Source organism: Achromobacter marplatensis (assembly GCF_002209535.1).
In the GTDB taxonomy this organism is placed as follows: domain Bacteria; phylum Pseudomonadota; class Gammaproteobacteria; order Burkholderiales; family Burkholderiaceae_B; genus Achromobacter; species Achromobacter marplatensis.
Window position 1 is genome coordinate 1 of the sequence record NZ_NJIG01000023.1, and the last position, 17,546, is coordinate 17,546.

At 64.9% G+C, this 17,546-nt stretch carries 15 protein-coding genes; 2 read left to right on the top strand and 13 right to left on the bottom strand.

Annotated features, from left to right (window positions below; translation table 11 throughout):
• The first annotated feature begins 237 nt into the window (after positions 1 to 237).
• Positions 238 to 1,221: a 2,3,4,5-tetrahydropyridine-2,6-dicarboxylate N-succinyltransferase gene (gene dapD / locus CEY09_RS28770; protein WP_088591223.1), complete on the top strand. Its 984-nt coding sequence runs from the start codon at positions 238 to 240 to the stop codon at positions 1,219 to 1,221.
• An 82-nt stretch (positions 1,222 to 1,303) separates the two neighbouring features.
• Here the strand turns inward: dapD and CEY09_RS28775 are convergent, their stop codons facing one another.
• Together CEY09_RS28775 and CEY09_RS28780 are read right to left on the bottom strand one after the other, a co-directional pair.
• The gene (locus tag CEY09_RS28775) at positions 1,304 to 1,921 is read right to left on the bottom strand and encodes a hypothetical protein (protein ID WP_035214049.1); all 618 of its coding nucleotides are present in this window, start codon (positions 1,919 to 1,921) and stop codon (positions 1,304 to 1,306) included.
• A 154-nt stretch (positions 1,922 to 2,075) separates the two neighbouring features.
• Complete coding sequence (locus CEY09_RS28780) at positions 2,076 to 2,930, bottom strand: class II glutamine amidotransferase (protein ID WP_006227264.1); 855 nt, start codon at positions 2,928 to 2,930, stop codon at positions 2,076 to 2,078.
• 117 nt (positions 2,931 to 3,047) lie between these two features.
• Between CEY09_RS28780 and CEY09_RS28785 the strand changes: the two genes are divergently transcribed.
• Positions 3,048 to 4,109 (top strand): threonine aldolase family protein, encoded by a 1,062-nt coding sequence (locus CEY09_RS28785; RefSeq protein WP_006227265.1) that lies wholly within the window; start codon positions 3,048 to 3,050, stop codon positions 4,107 to 4,109.
• Between the two features lie 28 nt (positions 4,110 to 4,137).
• Here CEY09_RS28785 and CEY09_RS28790 read toward each other — a convergent pair whose 3' ends face one another.
• From CEY09_RS28790 to CEY09_RS28840, 11 genes are all read right to left on the bottom strand, one after another.
• Positions 4,138 to 4,965 carry an AraC family transcriptional regulator gene (locus tag CEY09_RS28790; RefSeq protein ID WP_088591224.1) on the bottom strand — a complete coding sequence of 276 codons (828 nt, stop codon included), beginning with the start codon at positions 4,963 to 4,965 and terminating at the stop codon, positions 4,138 to 4,140.
• Between the two features lie 18 nt (positions 4,966 to 4,983).
• Positions 4,984 to 7,047: a UvrD-helicase domain-containing protein gene (locus CEY09_RS28795; RefSeq protein WP_088591225.1), complete on the bottom strand. Its 2,064-nt coding sequence runs from the start codon at positions 7,045 to 7,047 to the stop codon at positions 4,984 to 4,986.
• Positions 7,048 to 7,254: 207 nt separating this feature from the next.
• Positions 7,255 to 9,345, bottom strand: a complete 2,091-nt coding sequence (locus CEY09_RS28800) for a primosomal protein N' (RefSeq protein WP_088591226.1) — start codon at positions 9,343 to 9,345, stop codon at positions 7,255 to 7,257.
• Positions 9,346 to 9,696: 351 nt separating this feature from the next.
• Positions 9,697 to 10,770: a uroporphyrinogen decarboxylase gene (gene hemE, locus CEY09_RS28805; protein WP_006227269.1), complete on the bottom strand. Its 1,074-nt coding sequence runs from the start codon at positions 10,768 to 10,770 to the stop codon at positions 9,697 to 9,699.
• A gap of 154 nt (positions 10,771 to 10,924) precedes the next feature.
• Positions 10,925 to 11,767 carry a helix-turn-helix domain-containing protein gene (locus CEY09_RS28810; protein WP_234818421.1) on the bottom strand — a complete coding sequence of 281 codons (843 nt, stop codon included), beginning with the start codon at positions 11,765 to 11,767 and terminating at the stop codon, positions 10,925 to 10,927.
• Between the two features lie 196 nt (positions 11,768 to 11,963).
• The gene (locus CEY09_RS28815; RefSeq protein ID WP_006227271.1) at positions 11,964 to 12,389 is read right to left on the bottom strand and encodes a F0F1 ATP synthase subunit epsilon; all 426 of its coding nucleotides are present in this window, start codon (positions 12,387 to 12,389) and stop codon (positions 11,964 to 11,966) included.
• A gap of 9 nt (positions 12,390 to 12,398) precedes the next feature.
• Positions 12,399 to 13,802, bottom strand: a complete 1,404-nt coding sequence (gene atpD, locus CEY09_RS28820) for a F0F1 ATP synthase subunit beta (protein WP_006217063.1) — start codon at positions 13,800 to 13,802, stop codon at positions 12,399 to 12,401.
• 42 nt (positions 13,803 to 13,844) lie between these two features.
• Positions 13,845 to 14,750 carry a F0F1 ATP synthase subunit gamma gene (gene atpG / locus CEY09_RS28825; RefSeq protein ID WP_006227273.1) on the bottom strand — a complete coding sequence of 302 codons (906 nt, stop codon included), beginning with the start codon at positions 14,748 to 14,750 and terminating at the stop codon, positions 13,845 to 13,847.
• A gap of 98 nt (positions 14,751 to 14,848) precedes the next feature.
• Positions 14,849 to 16,390, bottom strand: coding sequence for a F0F1 ATP synthase subunit alpha (gene atpA, locus CEY09_RS28830; RefSeq protein ID WP_088591228.1), 1,542 nt, complete (start codon positions 16,388 to 16,390; stop codon positions 14,849 to 14,851).
• 28 nt (positions 16,391 to 16,418) lie between these two features.
• Positions 16,419 to 16,958, bottom strand: a complete 540-nt coding sequence (locus CEY09_RS28835; protein ID WP_088591229.1) for a F0F1 ATP synthase subunit delta — start codon at positions 16,956 to 16,958, stop codon at positions 16,419 to 16,421.
• A 12-nt stretch (positions 16,959 to 16,970) separates the two neighbouring features.
• Positions 16,971 to 17,441, bottom strand: coding sequence for a F0F1 ATP synthase subunit B (locus CEY09_RS28840; RefSeq protein WP_006227275.1), 471 nt, complete (start codon positions 17,439 to 17,441; stop codon positions 16,971 to 16,973).
• Positions 17,442 to 17,546 lie beyond the last annotated feature (105 nt).

Below are 17,546 nucleotides of genomic sequence, written 5' to 3' on the forward strand. Positions count from 1 at the left end.
CCCCACTGCAGAGGGCGCACCCTCACCATACAAGGATGACGACGGGGACGTCCGGAGCGAAGGCTCCGGACCGCAATCGTGGGCGCGCGCCGTCACGCCGACAGCGACGATGGGCGACCTACGAAGACCCGAGGCGTAACCGACGAAGACCTGCCGACGCCTACGAATAACCATCAAATACCGCCAAAACCTTCAATCGCCTAGAATCCTCCCAATTCCAGTCCAGAACTCCCCGCCATGTCCGCCGCCCCCGCATCTCAAAGCGCCATCGCCTACGGCCTTGCCACTCTTGCCGCCGACGGCACCATTCTTGATACCTGGTATCCGCGTCCGTCGCTGGCCGATCACACCCCTGCCGGCGGCACCCGGCATCTGACGCCTGAAGAAGCGCGCGCCGCGCTTGGTGAGCACGTTCCCACGGCCCTCATCCGGGACACCCGCCGCAAAGTCGACATCGTCGCCGTGCGCACCGCGATCCCCTCGCTTGCCGAAGCGCCTGTCGACGCGCATGACGCCTATCTGCGGCTGCATCTGCTCAGCCATCGGCTGATCCGCCCCCATGACGCCAACTTGGACGGCCTGTTCGGCGTGCTCGCCAACGTCGCGTGGACCTCCGTCGGGCCCTGCGCCATCGACCAGGTCGACGCCTTGCGCTGGCAACTGCGCGCCATCGGCCAGACCCTGGAGATCCGCGGCATCGACAAGATTCCCCGCATGACCGACTACGTCGTGCCCGGCGGCGTGCGCATCGCGGACACCGCGCGCGTGCGGCTGGGCGCACACCTGGCGGCAGGCACCACCGTGCTGCACGAAGGATTCTGCAACTTCAACGCCGGCACGCTCGGCGCGTCGATGGTCGAAGGCCGCATCAGCGCGGGCGTCATCGTCGATGACGGCACCGACATCGGCGGCGGCGCCTCCATCATGGGCACCATGTCCGGCGGCGGCAAACAGGTGGTGTCCATCGGCAAGCGCTGCCTGTTAGGCGCCAACTCGGGCCTGGGCATCTCGCTGGGCGATGATTGCGTGGTCGAGGCCGGCTGCTACGTCACCGCCGGCACGCGCGTGCTGACGCCGGAAGGCGCCGTGGTGAAAGCCGTGTCGCTGGCGGGCCAGCATGGCCTGCTGTTCCGCCGCAACTCGCAGACGGGCGCCGTGGAGTGCCTGGTGCGCACCGCCGCCTGGGGCACCTTGAACCCCGCGCTGCACGCGGGGCATTGAATGGAAAAGGGCCGCTGCAAGCGGCCCTTTCTTCATCCGGGAAAAGCCGGCGCGCCCGGCGCCGCTTGGGGTCGTGTCCCGGTCAGGCGTATTCCGCCGTCTGCCCCAACTGGTCGTACACCAGGTTCACCAACAGGTCCGAGCTCAGGATGCGCGTGGCCAGGCACGAGAACACCGTCTTGCCGCTGTCGTCTTGCAGGGTGACCGTCTCGGTCCAGTCATTCAGGTCGATGCGCTTGAGCGACTCGTAGGGCCAGGTGGCGCCGCCGATGTGCAGGCCTTGCGCCGACAGGGCCAGTTCTTGCGTTTCCAGGCCAGGGAACTCGCCGGCCTTGATATAGCGGAAGGGAACGCGCGTGCCATTGGCGATCATGGCTTCCAGCACGGGCAGGCGCTGCTCGACGTAGCGCGAGCGGAATCCGTCCATGAATGCGGGAAATTCGCTGGTGCCGCTGGGCACCACGGTCCAGTCTTGGGCCGAATCCGTGCGGTAGGCAAAGCTGTCTACCTGAACCGCCGCGGCCGGGCCGGAGGCGAACAGGCAAAGATCCTGGATGTCCGCGAAAGCCGCGTAATTACGCGTGTCGCCATGCTGGCTGACCACGCCCTTGTCATGCAATTCAAAGCGATCCGGGGCGCTCCCCGTGTGCGTAAACACCGCCAATGCGTCAGATGCCTGCGGGGTTTTGCTATTAGTCATGCAACTTCCTTATTCAGTTAGGGTGCTTTCGCGGCCCAGGACGTCGCAAAGTCTTGCGACACGCATTCTCCCCCATATGAGGAATACGTGCTTGATGACCCCTTTTATCGCTGATAAAGGTGTCCCCTTGGCGGACACCAAGCACCCGCTCGCGTCACGCGCCCGGCGGAATCGGCACGAAGGGATGGTGCTGCACGTCCCCGCCCCCGGCGATGATCGCGGTCGCCTCGGGCACCTCTTCCCAGGCTCCGGGCATCTCGCTCAATGGTTCGGACAGCAGCAGGAAGGCGTTCTCGTCCAGCGCGGCGATCTGCGCGTCCTGCGGATACAGTTCGCGCAGGTGGCGCACGCAGGTGTTGTGGAACAAGGTGCGCGATTCGGCCTCGCTGGAATAGCGCACGGCGATCAGGCGGTGGCCGTCCAGTGCGCAGACGGTCATGTTGATGGGATGCGTGACGCCATGACGCCGCCCAGTCTCTTCCACCGCGCCCACCATGCGGGCCAGCGCCGGGATCGGGTCCTCCTCCAGGCCGAACGTCAGCGCCAGCAGGAACATCACCTCGGAATCCGTCGACCCTTCCAGCGACCCGAAATACGCCGGCGCGATCATCAGCATCAGATCGCGGCGCAAGAGCGGATAGTCGCGGATGACGCCGTTGTGCACGAACAGCCACTGCCCGTGCCGGAACGGATGGCAGTTGGTCTCTTGCGCGGGCGTATCGGTGGCCGCGCGGATGTGCGCGACGAAGAGCGGCGCATGGATCGCGCGCGCCGCCTCGCGCAGGTTGCGGTCGTTCCAGGCGGGATGCACGCTGCGATAGCGGAACGGAGGTTCGGGAGACTGACCCGCCGGGGCGCGGCCATACCAGCCCAGGCCGAAGCCGTCGCCGTTCGTGGTGGTGGCGCCCAGGCGCGCGTGCAGGCTCTGGTCGATCAGCGAGTGCTTGGCTTTGAAGAGCACGCTCTCCATCTGCAGGGGACTACCGGTGTAAGCCAGCCAACGACACATGACGCACTCCTTCAAGACAGACTTGCCCAGTGTAGGAGCGACCCGCAATTTTCTACAAGCTTGCCCGTCCGCGCCGCGGCATAGTGGCCTTTTCCCCGCATCAGCCGGAACTTGCCTGTGACTACGCCCTCATCCGTCCCCGCCCTGCAACAGGGTTTTTCCAGCGACAACATCGCGGGCGCCAGCCCGGAAGTCTTCGACGCCCTGCTGCGCGCCGGCACCGGCCAGGCCCCGGCCTATGGCACCGACGACGGCTCCTTGCGCGTGCAGCGCAAGCTGGCCGACATTTTCGAACGTGACGTGGACGTGCTGCTGGTGCCCACCGGCACCGCCGCCAATTCCATCAGCCTGTCGGCGTTGACGCCCCCTTGGGGCGCCGTGCTGTGCCACGCGCAGGCCCACATCGCCAATGACGAATGCGGTGCGCCCGAGTTCTACACCAACGGCGCGCGCTTAAAGCTTCTGGGTGGCCAGGCCGCCAAGATCGATCCGGCAGAACTGGCCGTGGAAGCCCGCCGCAAAGTCGGCGACGTGCACTCGGTCCAACCCTCGTGCGTCAGCATCACCCAGGCCACCGAAACCGGCGGCGTCTACACGCTGGATGAAATCAACGTCATCGGCGGCATCTGCCGCGATGCCGGCCTGCCCTTGCACATGGACGGCGCGCGCTTTGCGAATGCGCTGGTCAGCCTGAACTGCACGCCGGCGGAAATGACGTGGAAGGCGGGCGTAGAGGTCCTGTCGTTCGGCGCCACCAAGAACGGTGTGCTGGGCGCCGAGGCCATTGTGCTGTTCAACCCGGAACGGGCCCGTGAACTGGAGTTCCGCCGCAAACGCGGCGGCCATCTGTTCTCGAAGATGCGTTTGCTGTCGGCCCAGTTGGAAGCGTATCTGGACAACGACCTGTGGCTGCGCAACGCACGCCAGGCCAACGCCATGGCCGCGCGGCTGGCGGCCGGCATGCAAGGGCTGCCGGGCGTGGCGCTGCAAGGCACCGTCGACGCCAACATCCTGTTCTGCCAATTGCCTGCCCAGGCCATCGAAGGCCTGCTGGCCGATGGCTTCCGCTTCTACCACGACCGCTGGGGCCCGGGCGTCGTGCGCCTGGTGACGTCGTTCGCGACGCAGGAGCAGGACGTGGACCACTTCCTGTCGGCGCTGCGCGCGCAAGTTGCTTAAGACCTGTGCTCGCGTGCGGGTCCGCGGCCTAAGCCGCCGGCTGGTACGCCGAAGGCGGCGCGCCGTAAGCCATGCGGAAGGCGCGGTTGAAGTGGCTCTGGTCATAGAAGCCCACGTCCGCCGCCACCTGGGCCACCGACACCCGCTCGGTGGCCAGCGCCGCGCAGGCGCGCTCCAGCCGCAACCGCACCAGCCACGCGTGCGGCGTCAGGCCAGCCGAATGCGTGAAACGCCGCAGGAACTGGAAGCGGCTCAATCCGCATAGCCGGGCCAGGTCGTCCAGCGCGATCTTCTCGCACAGGTGCGCCTGGCAATAGTCGCGCACGGCGTGCAGATGCGTGGACGACAAGCCGCCCTTGACCGTTTCGGGCTGCACGGCGCCGGTACGCGCGAACAAGGCGCCCATCAACGCCAGCGACTGCGATTCCTGCGCCAGCGGCTCATCCGGCGCGCCCGACATCCACACGCTGTGCAACGCCATGAAACGGGCGGCTAGCGCGGCGTCTTCCACCAGCGTCGCAGAGAAGCGTTCATCCGCAGCCGCCCCCGACACGTCTTCGATGAAGCTGCGCATCAGCTCGGGCGACAGGCGGAAGGTCTTCAGTGTGTACGAAGCACCATAAGCGTCGACGCCCGCGCCATCGTGGATCTCGCCCGGCGGCATCAGGGCAAGGCCGCCGGGGCCCAGCAGGATGCTTCTGCCCCGGAAACACTGGCGCTGCACGCCCTGCGTCACCAGGCCGATGTGATAGTCCACATGGTAGTGGCGGTCAAACTGGAATTCGCTGAACCGCGCCTGGCCCAGCACCAGCCCCGGCGTGCCGGGCACCGGGTGATATCGGACGTCGTCTTTCATGGCGTCGGCTCCCGCGCGCTACTTCTTCAACAGCGCCTTCAGCATCGCCATGCGCTCCTTGGGATTCATGGCGGCCGTGGCTTCGTCTTCCTGCACCCGCACATCGCCCAAGCCCATCTCTTCGATGAAGCGCGACGGCTCCCGCACCAGGTCTTCACGGGCGCGGCGGCGACGCTTGCACCAGCTCAGGTTCAGGCTGCGCTGCGCACGCGTGATGCCCACGTACATCAGGCGGCGTTCTTCCTGGATGCGCGTGGCCAGGTTCTCGGCCGCGCGCGCCGGGTCGCCGACTTCGTCGTCCTTGCCCAGGTGAGGCAGCAGCCCCTCTTCCACGCCGGCCAGATACACGTGCGGATACTCCAGGCCCTTGGAGGCGTGCAGCGTCGACATCTTGACGGCGTCGGGCTCTTCTTCTTCGCCGCGCTCCAGCATGGTCACCAGCGCCACGTGCTGCACCAGGTCGAAGAGCGTCATGTTGTCTTCTTCGGCCTTGCGCTTGAGCCAGCCCGTCAGTTCCAGCACGTTCTGCCAGCGCGTCTGCGCCGGACGTTCCTCGAACAATTCGAACAGGTGGCGCTCGTACTGGATGGCTTCCACCAGGTCGTCCAGGATGACGCCCGCGGGTTCGGCGGGCGCGGCGTCCTTGCCCGAGGCCGCGCCGCGTCCGGCGCGCCACTGCATGCGGCGGATGAACTCGGCAAAGGTGCGCAGCGGGTCCAGCTGACGCGGCGCCAACAGGCTTTCCAGGCCGGTTTCGGCCACCGCCGCCAGCAGCGAGATCTCGCGCGAGGCCGCGTACTGGCCCAGCACCTGCAGCGTCGCCTGACCGATGCCGCGCTTGGGCGTGGTGGCCGCTCGAATGAACGCGGGGTCGTCGTCGTCATTGGCCAAAAGGCGCAGATACGACAGCACGTCGCGCACTTCGGTCTTGTCGAAAAAGCTCTGCCCGCCCGAGATCGTGTACGGAATCTTCAAATTGCGCAGCGCCTGCTCCAGGATGCGCGACTGGTGGTTGCTGCGGTACAGGATGGCGAAATCCTTCCACTGCGCCTGGCGTTCGAAGCGCGAGGCCGACACCTTCATGGCGATGGATTCGGCTTCCTGCTCTTCGCCGTCCATCGCCGACACCAGGATCGGTTCGCCCACGCCCAGGTCCGACCACAGCTTCTTGTCGAACAGCTTGGGGTTCTTCTCGATGACCTGGTTGGCGGCGGCCAGGATGCGCTGCACCGACCGGTAGTTCTGCTCCAGCTTGATGAGCTTGATGTTGGGGTAGTCGGTCGTCAGCTTGGCCAGGTTCTCGATCGTGGCGCCGCGCCAGGCATAGATTGCCTGGTCGTCGTCGCCCACTGCCGTGAACATGGCGCGCGACCCGGTCAGCAGCTGCACCAGGCGGTACTGGCACACGTTGGTGTCCTGGTATTCGTCCACCAGCAGGTAGCGCACGCGGTTCTGCCAGCGCGTGCGCACTTCCTCGTTGCTGGCCAGCAGCAACGCAGGGATGCGGATCAGGTCGTCGAAGTCCACCGCCTGATAGGCCGCCAGCGTGGCCGCGTAGCTGCGGTAGACGTTGGCCGCTTCAACATCGCCCGGCGTGACCGCCTCGCGCGCGGCGTCGTCCGGCTCCAGCAACGCGTTCTTCCACAGCGAGATGATGCCCTGCACGTGGCGCAGGCGGGCCTTGTCGGTCGTGGCCAGCAGTTCCTGGATGATGGACATGGCGTCATCGGCGTCCAGGATCGAGAACGTGGGTTTCAGGCCCGCGTTGCGCGCCTCTTCGCGCAGCATCTTCACGCCCAGCGAATGGAACGTGCTGATGATCAGGCCCTTGGACAGCTTGCGGTCCACCAGGGTCTTCACGCGCTCGTCCATCTCGCGCGCGGCCTTGTTGGTGAAGGTCAGCGCCACCACGTTGCGGCCCATGTAGCCGCACTCGCGCAGCAAGTAAGCGATCTTCTGCGTGATCACGCGCGTCTTGCCGCTGCCGGCGCCGGCCAGCACGAGGCACGGGCCGTCCAGGTAAAGCACCGCCTCCTTCTGGGCGGGATTCATGCCTTGACCAATAGATTCGCTTGCGGACATTTTGAGTTGGGTCGTCATGCATCGCGCTCGCCGCAACGCGGATGCGGCCGCCAGGCGCAGGGCCGGCAGCCGCCCGTCAGCGGGCTGGTACTACGCGAGAAAATGGGGACGGGCGCAGCCGCCGATGCGGGCCTGCCGCGCCAGCGCGATAGAGGAAGACGATCATAGAACAATCGGATGGATGACGCATCGGCAGATGCCGAGGGGTCAGATCTCCAGCGGATCGACTTCCAGTTGCCAGCGCACGCGCGCCTCGTTGGCAATGTAGGGCAGATGGTGCGACCACGACGCCAGGAACGCCTGCAGGGCCGGTCTGCTGCTGCTTTCCACCAGCAGTTGCGCGCGTTCGATATTGGCCACCCGCACCACCCGCAGCGGCACCGGGTCATACAGCATGATCGCGTCCAGGCCCGGAAAGTCGGCCGCCCACTCCCCTTCGGGCAGCACGCGCGCGCGTTCCAGGAAAGCCTGCGCCACCTTCAACTCGCGCGCCTCGGCCGTCAGCAGCGCCTGGTAGACGAACGGCGGCAGGCCGGTGCTTTCGCGTTCATGCAGCGCATGCCGCGCAAAGCCCGCGTAGTCGTGACGCAGCAGCGCCTGGTAGACGGGCTGCTCGGGATAGCCGGTCTGGATCAGCACCTCGCCGTTGCCCTGGTGGCGCCCGGCACGGCCGGCCACCTGCATCAATTGGGCGAACAGACGCTCGGGCGCGCGGAAGTCGTGCGCGAACAGCATCGAATCGGAATTCAGCACACCCACCAACCCCAGGCGCGCAAAATCGTGGCCCTTGGCCACCATCTGCGTGCCCACCAGGATGTCGACTTCGCCCGCATGCACCGAGGCGAACAGCGCCTCGGCGCTGCCCTTCTTGCGCGTGCTGTCCGCATCGATGCGCAAGATGCGCGCGCCGGGAAAAAGCTCGGCCAGATGCTCTTCAATGCGCTGCGTGCCGCGGCCCATCGGCGCCAGGTCCTGGTCGCCGCATTCGGGGCATGCGCGGGGCACGGGCGCCTGATAGCCGCAATGGTGGCACTGCAGCCGGTGGCCGCGGCCGTCGGTGCGATGCAGCACGGTAAAGGCCGTGCAGCGCGGGCAATTACTGACCCACGCGCACGACTGGCAATGCAGCACGGGCGAATAGCCGCGCCGGTTCAGGAAGATCAGCGACTGCTCTTTGCGCTCCAGCCGCTGGCCGATCGCCTCCAGCAGATGCGGCGACATACCGTGCTTCATCTGCAGGCGGCGCGTGTCCACCAGCCGCATCGACGGCAAGCTGCTGGATCGCGCGCGCCCCGGCAGCGTCAGGCGCAGATAGCGGCCGCGCTCGGCGTGTTGCCACGTTTCCAGCGACGGCGTGGCTGAACCCAGCACCACGGGAATGTCCAGGTCATGGGCCCGCCACACGGCCAGGTCGCGCGCTGAATAGCGCAGGCCGTCCTGCTGCTTGTAGGAGGCGTCGTGTTCTTCGTCCACGACGATCAGGCCCAGCTTGCTCAAGGGCGCGAAGATCGACATGCGCGTGCCCAGCAGCATGCGCGCGTCGCCGCGCTGGGCGCGGGCCCAGGCCTGCAGGCGTTCGCCGTCGGACAAGCCGCTGTGCATCACGGCCAGGCCGTCCGGGCCCACCAGCGCCTCAAGGCGGGCGCGCAGCGCGCCTTCCAGCTGCGGCGTCAGGTTGATTTCGGGCACCATCAGCAGCACCTGGCGCCCCTGGGCCAGCACGCGTTCGGCGGCCCGCAGGTACACCTCGGTCTTGCCGCTGCCCGTCACGCCATGCAGCAGCACGGGCTTGAAGCCGGCCAGGGCGCCAATGGCGTCCACGGCGGCGGCTTGGGCCTCGTTCAGTTCGGGCGGCTGGTCGGCCTTGGCCGGCGCGCGCGCCGTCTTGCGCTTGCGGTTGTCCAGCCGCGCCACCGGCCCGCCCGCCGACCGTTTTCCCTGATACGCCGTGGGTTTGCGCAGGGGTGGCGGCAAGGTCGGCAGCATCACCTCGCCCAGGGGCCGCTGGTAGTATTCCGCGGCAAACCGCGCCAGGCGCAGCCAGTCCTCGTCAAAAGGCGGCAGGTCGTCCAGCACTTGCTCGATGGGGCGGATCTGCTTCGGGTCGAACGAGGGCTCGGCCGGGTTCTCCACCACCACCCCGATCATCTTGCGCCGCCCGAACGGCACGATCACCCGCAGGCCCACCGGCACGGGGGTCTCGCTGCGGTAATCGAAGGGGCCGGGCAAGGGCACGTCCAGCGCCACGCGCACCCAGCAAACCGCTGCGGGAGTCGTAATCGGCGGCGCTTCAGACATGGATGCTGGGAGGGTGCATGGGGCGGGTAAGACCTGGATGGCGGGAAACTGCTAAGGAAGGCGCAGCGGGGCAATTGTCGCCCCAATGCGTCGGCTTGCTCCAGCCCCCACCTGTGGATAACTTTGGGGAAAAGGCTGGGGCAACGTCAAGATTTGGAATAAGCGTAGATTGCGCACGCTGTTGCAATCCGGTGGAAAACTGGTTTTTTGTCTATTAAAACAAAGACTTAAACAGCCTTCCAAGATTGTAAACTAGCTTCTAAAGGGTTTTCCCCGAGCAAAATCTTGCTGTGCACAAGTGTCCGCCGGGGCCCTCAAACTTCGGCCCTTTGGACCGAAGCGTTCACTCACTTACCCCCGCAGCAAGCGGCTGTGTTGGTGGACTTCGTCGACCAATTCCGCTACTGCTTCCGGCGGCGTAAACCGCGAAATGCCGTGTCCCAGGTTGAACACGTGGCCGCCCTTGCCCACCGGGCCGAAGGCGTCCAGCACGCGGCGGGCTTCCGTACGAATGGCGGACGCGCCGCCGAACAACGCCATCGGGTCCAGGTTGCCCTGGAAGGCCACGGAGTCGCCCGTGCGGCGGCGGGCCGCAGCCAGGTCCACCGTCCAGTCCAGGCCTACCGCGTCGCAGCCGCAAGCCGCGATTTGCTCGAGCCACTGGCCGCCGCCCTTGGTGAAGACAATGACCGGCACGCGCCGGCCTTCGTGCTCGCGGGTCAGGCCGTCCACGACCTTCTTTGTGTACGCCAGCGAGAACTGCTGGAACAGGCCATCGGCCAGCACCCCGCCCCAGCTGTCGAACAACATGACGGCTTGCGCGCCAGCGGCGATCTGCGCGTTCAGGTACTGCAGCGTGGCTTCGGCGTTGATTTCCAGGATGCGGTGCAGCAGATCCGGACGCGAATACAGCATCGTCTTGATCAGGCGGTAGTCGTCGCTGCCCTGCCCTTCGACCATGTAGCAGGCGATGGTGAACGGGCTGCCGGCAAAGCCGATCAGCGGCACCTTGCCGTCCAGTTCGCGGCGGATGACGCTGACCGCGTCGAATACGTAGCGCAGCTTGTCCATGTCGGGCACGGCAAGGCGCGCCACGTCGTCCTCGGTACGCACCGGGCGGGCAAAGCGCGGGCCCTCGCCTTCGGCGAAATCCAGGCCCAGGCCCATCGCATGCGGCACGGTCAGGATGTCCGAGAACAGGATGGCCGCATCCAGGTCGAAACGCTCGAGCGGCTGCAATGTGACTTCCATCGCGTAGTCCGGATTCTGAGCCAGGCCCATGAAAGAGCCTGCCCGGGCGCGCGTCGCGCGGTATTCGGGCAGGTAGCGACCCGCCTGGCGCATCAGCCAGATCGGGGTATAGGGCACGGGCTCGCGCAAGAGCGAGCGCAAGAACACATCGTTCTTCAAGCTGGAAGCAGACACGACTATCCTCGATGATCGGAAGCCGTGATTTTACTTCCCCAAGCTGACAAGGCGCGCCAGGCCGGCAGACCCGGCTTGCTTGGGCGCAAGTCGGCGGCAGTTCTGCCGGGCATTTCAACTTTTTCGGCGGCGGCGCGGGGTGATCCCCGGTATTTCAATACTCCGTCCGACGCGCCAACGCCGCCTGCCGATACGGCGCGGCCTCGATGCCGTGCTTGCGCATCAGCGCCCAGAATGCGCGCCGATGCTTGTCGCAGGCCCGGGCGGCCTGCGCCACGTTGCCGCCGTGGCGTGACAACGCGTGACGAATGTAGTCCTGCTCGAAACCGTCCACCACCCGCGACTTGGCCACGCGGAACGCCTCCTGCGCCGGCAGGCGCCGTGCCTCGCGCATGCCGGCCGCGGCCTGTTCGACAAGTTCTGCCGGCAACCGCGGGCGAGCCACCTCGTGCGCTGCGGCTTCTGACCCGCCCGGATAACTGGCCGCCGGTTCCCGCACACTGGCGCGCGGCGGCTGGCGCCACACGGCGGGCCGCACCATCCGGTCCAGGCGCACCCGCATGCTTTCCAGGCAGGCGGGCTGCGCGATGAAGTCCGCCACGCCTAAGCCCAGCAGGTCTTCGATGGCGGGGGCCTTCATGTCGTCCATCAGCAGCAGGATAGGCGTCGTCAGCGCGGTGCCTGCCTGAGCCAGGGCCATGCGCGCCCACGCGACCGTGGACGGCGTCACAGGCAGGATGCAGCCGTCATAGCGCTTGAGCGATATCGCCAGGCGCGCGAGCACCTGAACGTCCTGCAGCGGATGTGGGTGGACGCCCGTGCCGTGCGCAGGAGCCGCGAGAAGCTCGGCATTGGCCTCCGCTGCGTGTGTGCGAACCAGCGGCACCAGGTGCAGTCGGATCCGCGTCAGCCGGGCTTGATGCCGGGCGACCCAATCGCGCATGGCGCCTTCATGGCCCGGCGCCAGCAGCACCCCGCAATCCAGGACTTCTCGCACGCTTTCCCCTTTGGCTAAGTAGGCAAAGTTGAAGGCTACTGTCGTGCAAGCCGCGTCGCCATTCGTAGTGAACGCATTGCGGTCGCCCCCGCACCCGGGCACATGATGCGCGGGCATGAAACGCGCGAGCATGAAAAAAGCGGCCATTGGCCGCTTTTTCCAATCCGGAGCGAACCCCGGGGTATTGCTTTGCCGCTTAGTGCGAACGACCGCCTTGGCGCAGCTTGCGCGCCGCGATGGCTTGCGCAGCCAGCATGGCGAGTTCCGCTTCGACGACAGCGATGTCAGCCTTGTCCTTGGCGTTCGCAAGGGCCTCTTCGGCCTTCTTGCGAGCTTCCAGGGCACGGGCTTCGTCCAGGTCGGCGGCACGGATAGCCGTGTCGGCCAGAACCGTCACGCTGCCCGGCTGCACTTCCAGAATGCCCCCGGCGACGAAGATGTTTTCCTCGCCTTGGTCGGCACGAACGATCTTGACCGTCCCGGGGCGTATGCGCGAAATCAGCGGGGTGTGGCCGGGCAGAATGCCCAGTTCACCCGCTTCGCCAGGCAGCACCACGAACTTCGCCTCACCGGAGAAGATCGCTTCCTCTGCGCTGACGACATCCACATGCAGGGTAGCCATATCGGTTCCTTATTGCAGTTTCTTGGCCTTCTCGAAGGCCTCGTCGATCGAACCGACCATGTAGAAGGCCTGTTCCGGCAGGGCATCGCACTCGCCGTTCACGATCATCTTGAAACCACGGATGGTTTCGGCCAGCGGAACGTACTTGCCGGGCGAGCCGGTGAACACTTCAGCAACGTGGAACGGCTGCGACAGGAAACGCTGGATCTTACGAGCGCGGGCCACGGCCTGCTTGTCTTCCGGCGACAGTTCGTCCATACCCAGAATCGCGATAATGTCGCGCAGTTCCTTGTAGCGCTGCAGCGTTTGCTGCACGCCACGAGCCACGGCGTAGTGCTCTTCGCCGACGACTTGCGGGTCTAGCTGGCGGCTGGACGAATCCAGCGGGTCCACGGCCGGGTAGATACCCAGCGAAGCGATGTCACGCGACAGCACGACGGTGGAGTCCAAATGCTGGAAGGTCGTGGCAGGCGACGGGTCGGTCAAGTCATCCGCAGGGACGTACACGGCCTGGATCGAGGTGATCGAGCCCGTCTTGGTCGACGTGATGCGCTCTTGCAGCTTGCCCATTTCTTCAGCCAGCGTGGGCTGATAACCCACGGCCGACGGCATACGGCCCAGCAGTGCGGACACTTCGGTACCGGCCAGCGTGTAGCGGTAGATGTTGTCCACGAAGAACAGGATGTCGCGGCCTTCGTCACGGAACTTCTCGGCCATCGTCAGGCCGGTCAGCGCCACGCGCAGACGGTTGCCCGGGGGTTCGTTCATCTGACCGAACACCATCGCGACCTTGTCCAGAACGTTCGACTCTTCCATTTCGTGGTAGAAGTCGTTGCCTTCGCGGGTACGCTCACCCACGCCGGCAAACACCGACAAACCGCTGTGCTGCTTAGCGATGTTGTTGATGAGTTCCATCATGTTCACGGTCTTGCCCACGCCGGCGCCGCCGAACAGGCCGACCTTGCCGCCCTTTGCGAACGGGCAGACCAAGTCAATAACCTTGATGCCGGTTTCCAGCAGTTCCACCGACGGCGACAGTTCGTCGAAGCGGGGAGCGCTTTGGTGGATGCCACGCTTTTCTTCGTGTTGGATCGGGCCGGCTTCGTCGATGGGACGACCCAGCACGTCCATGATGCGGCCCAGCGTGCCGGTGCCGACCGGCACCGAGATCGGGGCGCCCGTGCCGGTGACCTTCATGCCGCGGCGCAGGCCGTCGCTGGAGCCCAGCGCAATGGTACGCACCACGCCGTCGCCCAACTGTTGCTGCACTTCGAGCGTCAGACCCTTTTCGGCGAACGAGGAGGACTCGTCGTCGGCCAGAGTAAGCGCTTCATAAATCTTGGGCATGTGATCGCGGGGGAACTGAATATCCACCACGGCGCCGATGCACTGAACGATGGTTCCGTTGCTCATGTCGATTCCTTGCTTGATAGCTTTAGATGGGAGCTGCCTGCCTTAAACGGCGGCAGCGCCCCCTACGATTTCCGAAATTTCTTTGGTGATCGCGGCCTGACGGGTCTTGTTGTAGACCAGTTGCAGCTCTCCGATGACCTTCTTGGCGTTGTCCGACGCCGCCTTCATGGCGACCATCCGGGCCGACTGCTCCGAAGCCATGTTCTCGGCCACGGCTTGATACAGCAGGCCTTCAACGTAACGCTGCAGCAGGTCGTCGATCACGCTACGGGCGTCGGGTTCGTAGATGTAATCCCAGCTGTAGTCCGACTTCACTTCCGACGTCTTGGCCAGGCTTTCAGCACCCGTCTGGTACGGATCTTCCAAACCACTGGCCAACGGCAGCAGACGCAAGAACAGCGGCTCCTGCTTCATCGTATTGACGAAGCGGGTCGATGCCACGTACAGCGCGTCGATGCGGCCATCCAGGTAGGCGTCCAGCTGCACCTTGATCGCGCCCAGCAGGCGGTCCAGTTGCGGCTTGTCGCCCAGTTGCACTTCCTGGGAAACCAGTTTGGCGCCGATACGGGTCAGCACACCCACGCCCTTATTGCCGAAAGCGGTCGCTTGCACGGCGATGCCGTTTTTCTCGAACTCTTTCAGCTTGCCCAACGTCACACGAGTGATGTTGGTGTTCAAGCCGCCGCACAAACCCTTGTCAGTCGTCACCATGACCACGCCGACCGCTTTGATTTCGCGTTCGACCAGGTACGGGTGGCTGTACTCGGGGTTGGCCTGCATCAGGTGCGCAGCAATCTCGCGCACCTTGGTGGCGTACGGACGACCAGCACGCATCCGTTCCTGCGCCTTGCGCATTTTGGATGCGGCGACCATTTCCATCGCCTTGGTGATCTTGCGCGTGTTTTGCACGCTCTTGATCTTGGTTCGGATTTCCTTAATTCCGGGCATTGCGCTTTCCTGTGAAGACTGGCCGATGGGTTCCGCTCACGCCTCAACCATCCGGTAAGGATGGGTGAGGCGTTGCAGACGCCTAACCCATCACTTTCTTAAAAAGCACCGTGCTTCTTGAATTCCTGAACGGCGGTGGCCAATTCGGCCTCGTCGTCCTTGGACAGTTCCTTGGTGTCTTCGATGCGCTGGATCATGGCCGCATGCTTGGCCTTCAGTTGATCCTTGAGCGACTTCTCGAACGACAGCACTTGGGCCACGTCCACGTCATCCAGGTAGCCGTTGTTGACCGTGTACAGCGTGACGGCCAGTTCCCACACTTGCAGCGGCTGGTATTGCGGCTGCTTGAGCAGTTCGACCACGCGCTTGCCGCGTTCCAGCTGGCGACGGGTGGCGTCGTCCAGGTCGGAAGCGAACTGCGCGAAGGCGGCCAGTTCACGGTACTGCGCCAAGTCGGTACGGATACCGCCGGACAGCTTCTTGACGACCTTGGTCTGCGCAGCGCCACCCACACGCGACACCGAGATACCGGCGTTGATTGCGGGGCGGACACCGGCGTTGAACAGGTCGGTTTCCAGGAAGATCTGGCCGTCGGTGATCGAGATCACGTTGGTCGGAACGAAGGCGGAAACGTCACCGGCTTGCGTTTCGATGATCGGCAGTGCGGTCAGCGAACCGGTCTTGCCCTTGACGGCGCCATTGGTGAACTTTTCGACGTAGTCTTCGTTCACGCGGGCAGCACGTTCCAGCAGACGCGAGTGCAGGTAGAACACGTCGCCCGGGTAGGCTTCGCGGCCCGGCGGACGGCGCAGCAGCAGCGACACTTGGCGATAGGCCCAGGCTTGCTTGGTCAGATCGTCATAAACGATCAGGGCGTCTTCGCCGCGATCGCGGAAGTATTCGCCCATCGTGCAGCCGGCGTAGGCGGCCAGGTATTGCATGGCGGCCGAGTCGGAAGCCGAAGCGGCCACGACGATGGTGTATTCCATCGCGCCGTGCTCTTCCAGCTTGCGGACCACGTTGTTGATCGTGGAAGCCTTCTGGCCGATAGCGACGTACACGCAGGTGACGCCCTTGCCCTTCTGGCTGATGATCGTGTCGACAGCGACGGCGGTCTTGCCGGTCTGGCGGTCGCCAATGATCAGTTCGCGCTGGCCGCGGCCGATCGGCACCATCGAATCGATAGCCTTGATGCCGGTTTGCAGCGGCTGCGACACCGAGCGGCGGGCGATAACGCCAGGCGCCACTTTTTCGATGATGTCGGTTTCTTTGGCGTTGACCGGACCCTTGCCGTCGATCGGCTCGCCCAGCGTGTTGACCACGCGGCCTTTCAGTTCCGGACCGACCGGAACTTCCAGAATGCGGCCGGTCGTCTTGACCTGGTCGCCTTCGGAGATGCCGGTGTAGTCGCCGAGGATAACGGCGCCGACGGAATCGCGCTCAAGGTTGAGCGCCAGACCGAAAACGTTGTTGGGAAATTCGAGCATTTCGCCCTGCATCACATCGGACAAGCCGTGGATGCGGGTAATACCGTCGGTCACGGACACGACGGTGCCCTGAGTACGGACATCAGCCGAAGCGCCCAGGCCCTCGATGCGGCTCTTGAGCAGTTCGCTGATCTCGGAGGGATTGAGTTGCATATTGACTCCTGGAATCCTGTTAGTTGCCTTAAGCGGCGAGCTGATCGCGCATGCGGACCAATTGGGCTTGTACGGAAGTATCGAGCACCTGGTCACCGACAGCCACGCGCACGCCGCCGATCAACGACTTGTCGACGGTGACGTTGGGCTTGAGCTTGAGGCCGAATTTTTGTTCGAGCGCGGCAACCAGTTCTTTGACCTGGTCGTCGCTCAGTTCGAACGCGCTGGTGATTTCCGCCTGCGCCGTGCCCTCGTGACGATTCCGCAGCACCACGAATTGCGTGGCGATGTCGGGCAGCAGCAGCAGTCGGTCGTTTTCAACCAGCAGCTCGATGAAATTACGGGCGGCCTGCGGCAGTTCGACCTTGATCAGGCCGGAAAACAGCTCAACGCGCTGCTTGTCGCCCAGACGCGGGTCGGCCATGGCCTCGCGCACGTCGGGGTTGGAGGCGACCTGCGACATTTCGCTGACCAGGTCGGCCCAAGCCGGCAAGCCGGCCTTGTCGTCGCGCGCTGCGCTGAAGAGCGCTTCAGCGTAGGGACGGGCAACAGTGGAAAGTTCAGCCATGACGGTCCCGGATTAAAGCTGCGCGCGAAGCTGGTTCAGCAGCTCGGCGTGGGCGCGGGCGTCAACCTCGCGCTTGAGGATCTGTTCAGCACCCTTGACAGCCAACGCGGCAACGTCGTCGCGCAGCGAGTCACGAGCGCGCTGAACTTCCTGCGCGGCATCTTGAGCTGCTTGAGCCACGATACGGGCGCGTTCAGCTTCCGCTTCACGGCGGGCTTGCTCGATCAGGGAGGCGGCTTGCTTTTCGGCCTCGATGATGCGGGCGTGGTTTTCGGACTTGGCAGAAGCCTCGATAAGACTGACACGCGCCTGGGCTTGAGCCAAGTCGGCTTTGCCCTTCTCGGCGGCGGCAAGGCCGTCGGCGATTTTTTGGCGGCGCTCGTCCATCGCCTTCGTCAGAGGAGGCCACACGAATTTCATCGTGAACCAGCCCAGAACGAAGAACACGAGCATCTGGAAAATGATCGTCGCGTTCAGATTCACGGTCGTTCCTTTAACACCTTGCGGCTCCGACCGCACCCGGAAAGGGGCGTCACGGAGCACTCGATACTTTGCTGACCGGCGATGGGACTTGCGCCCTCATCGCCG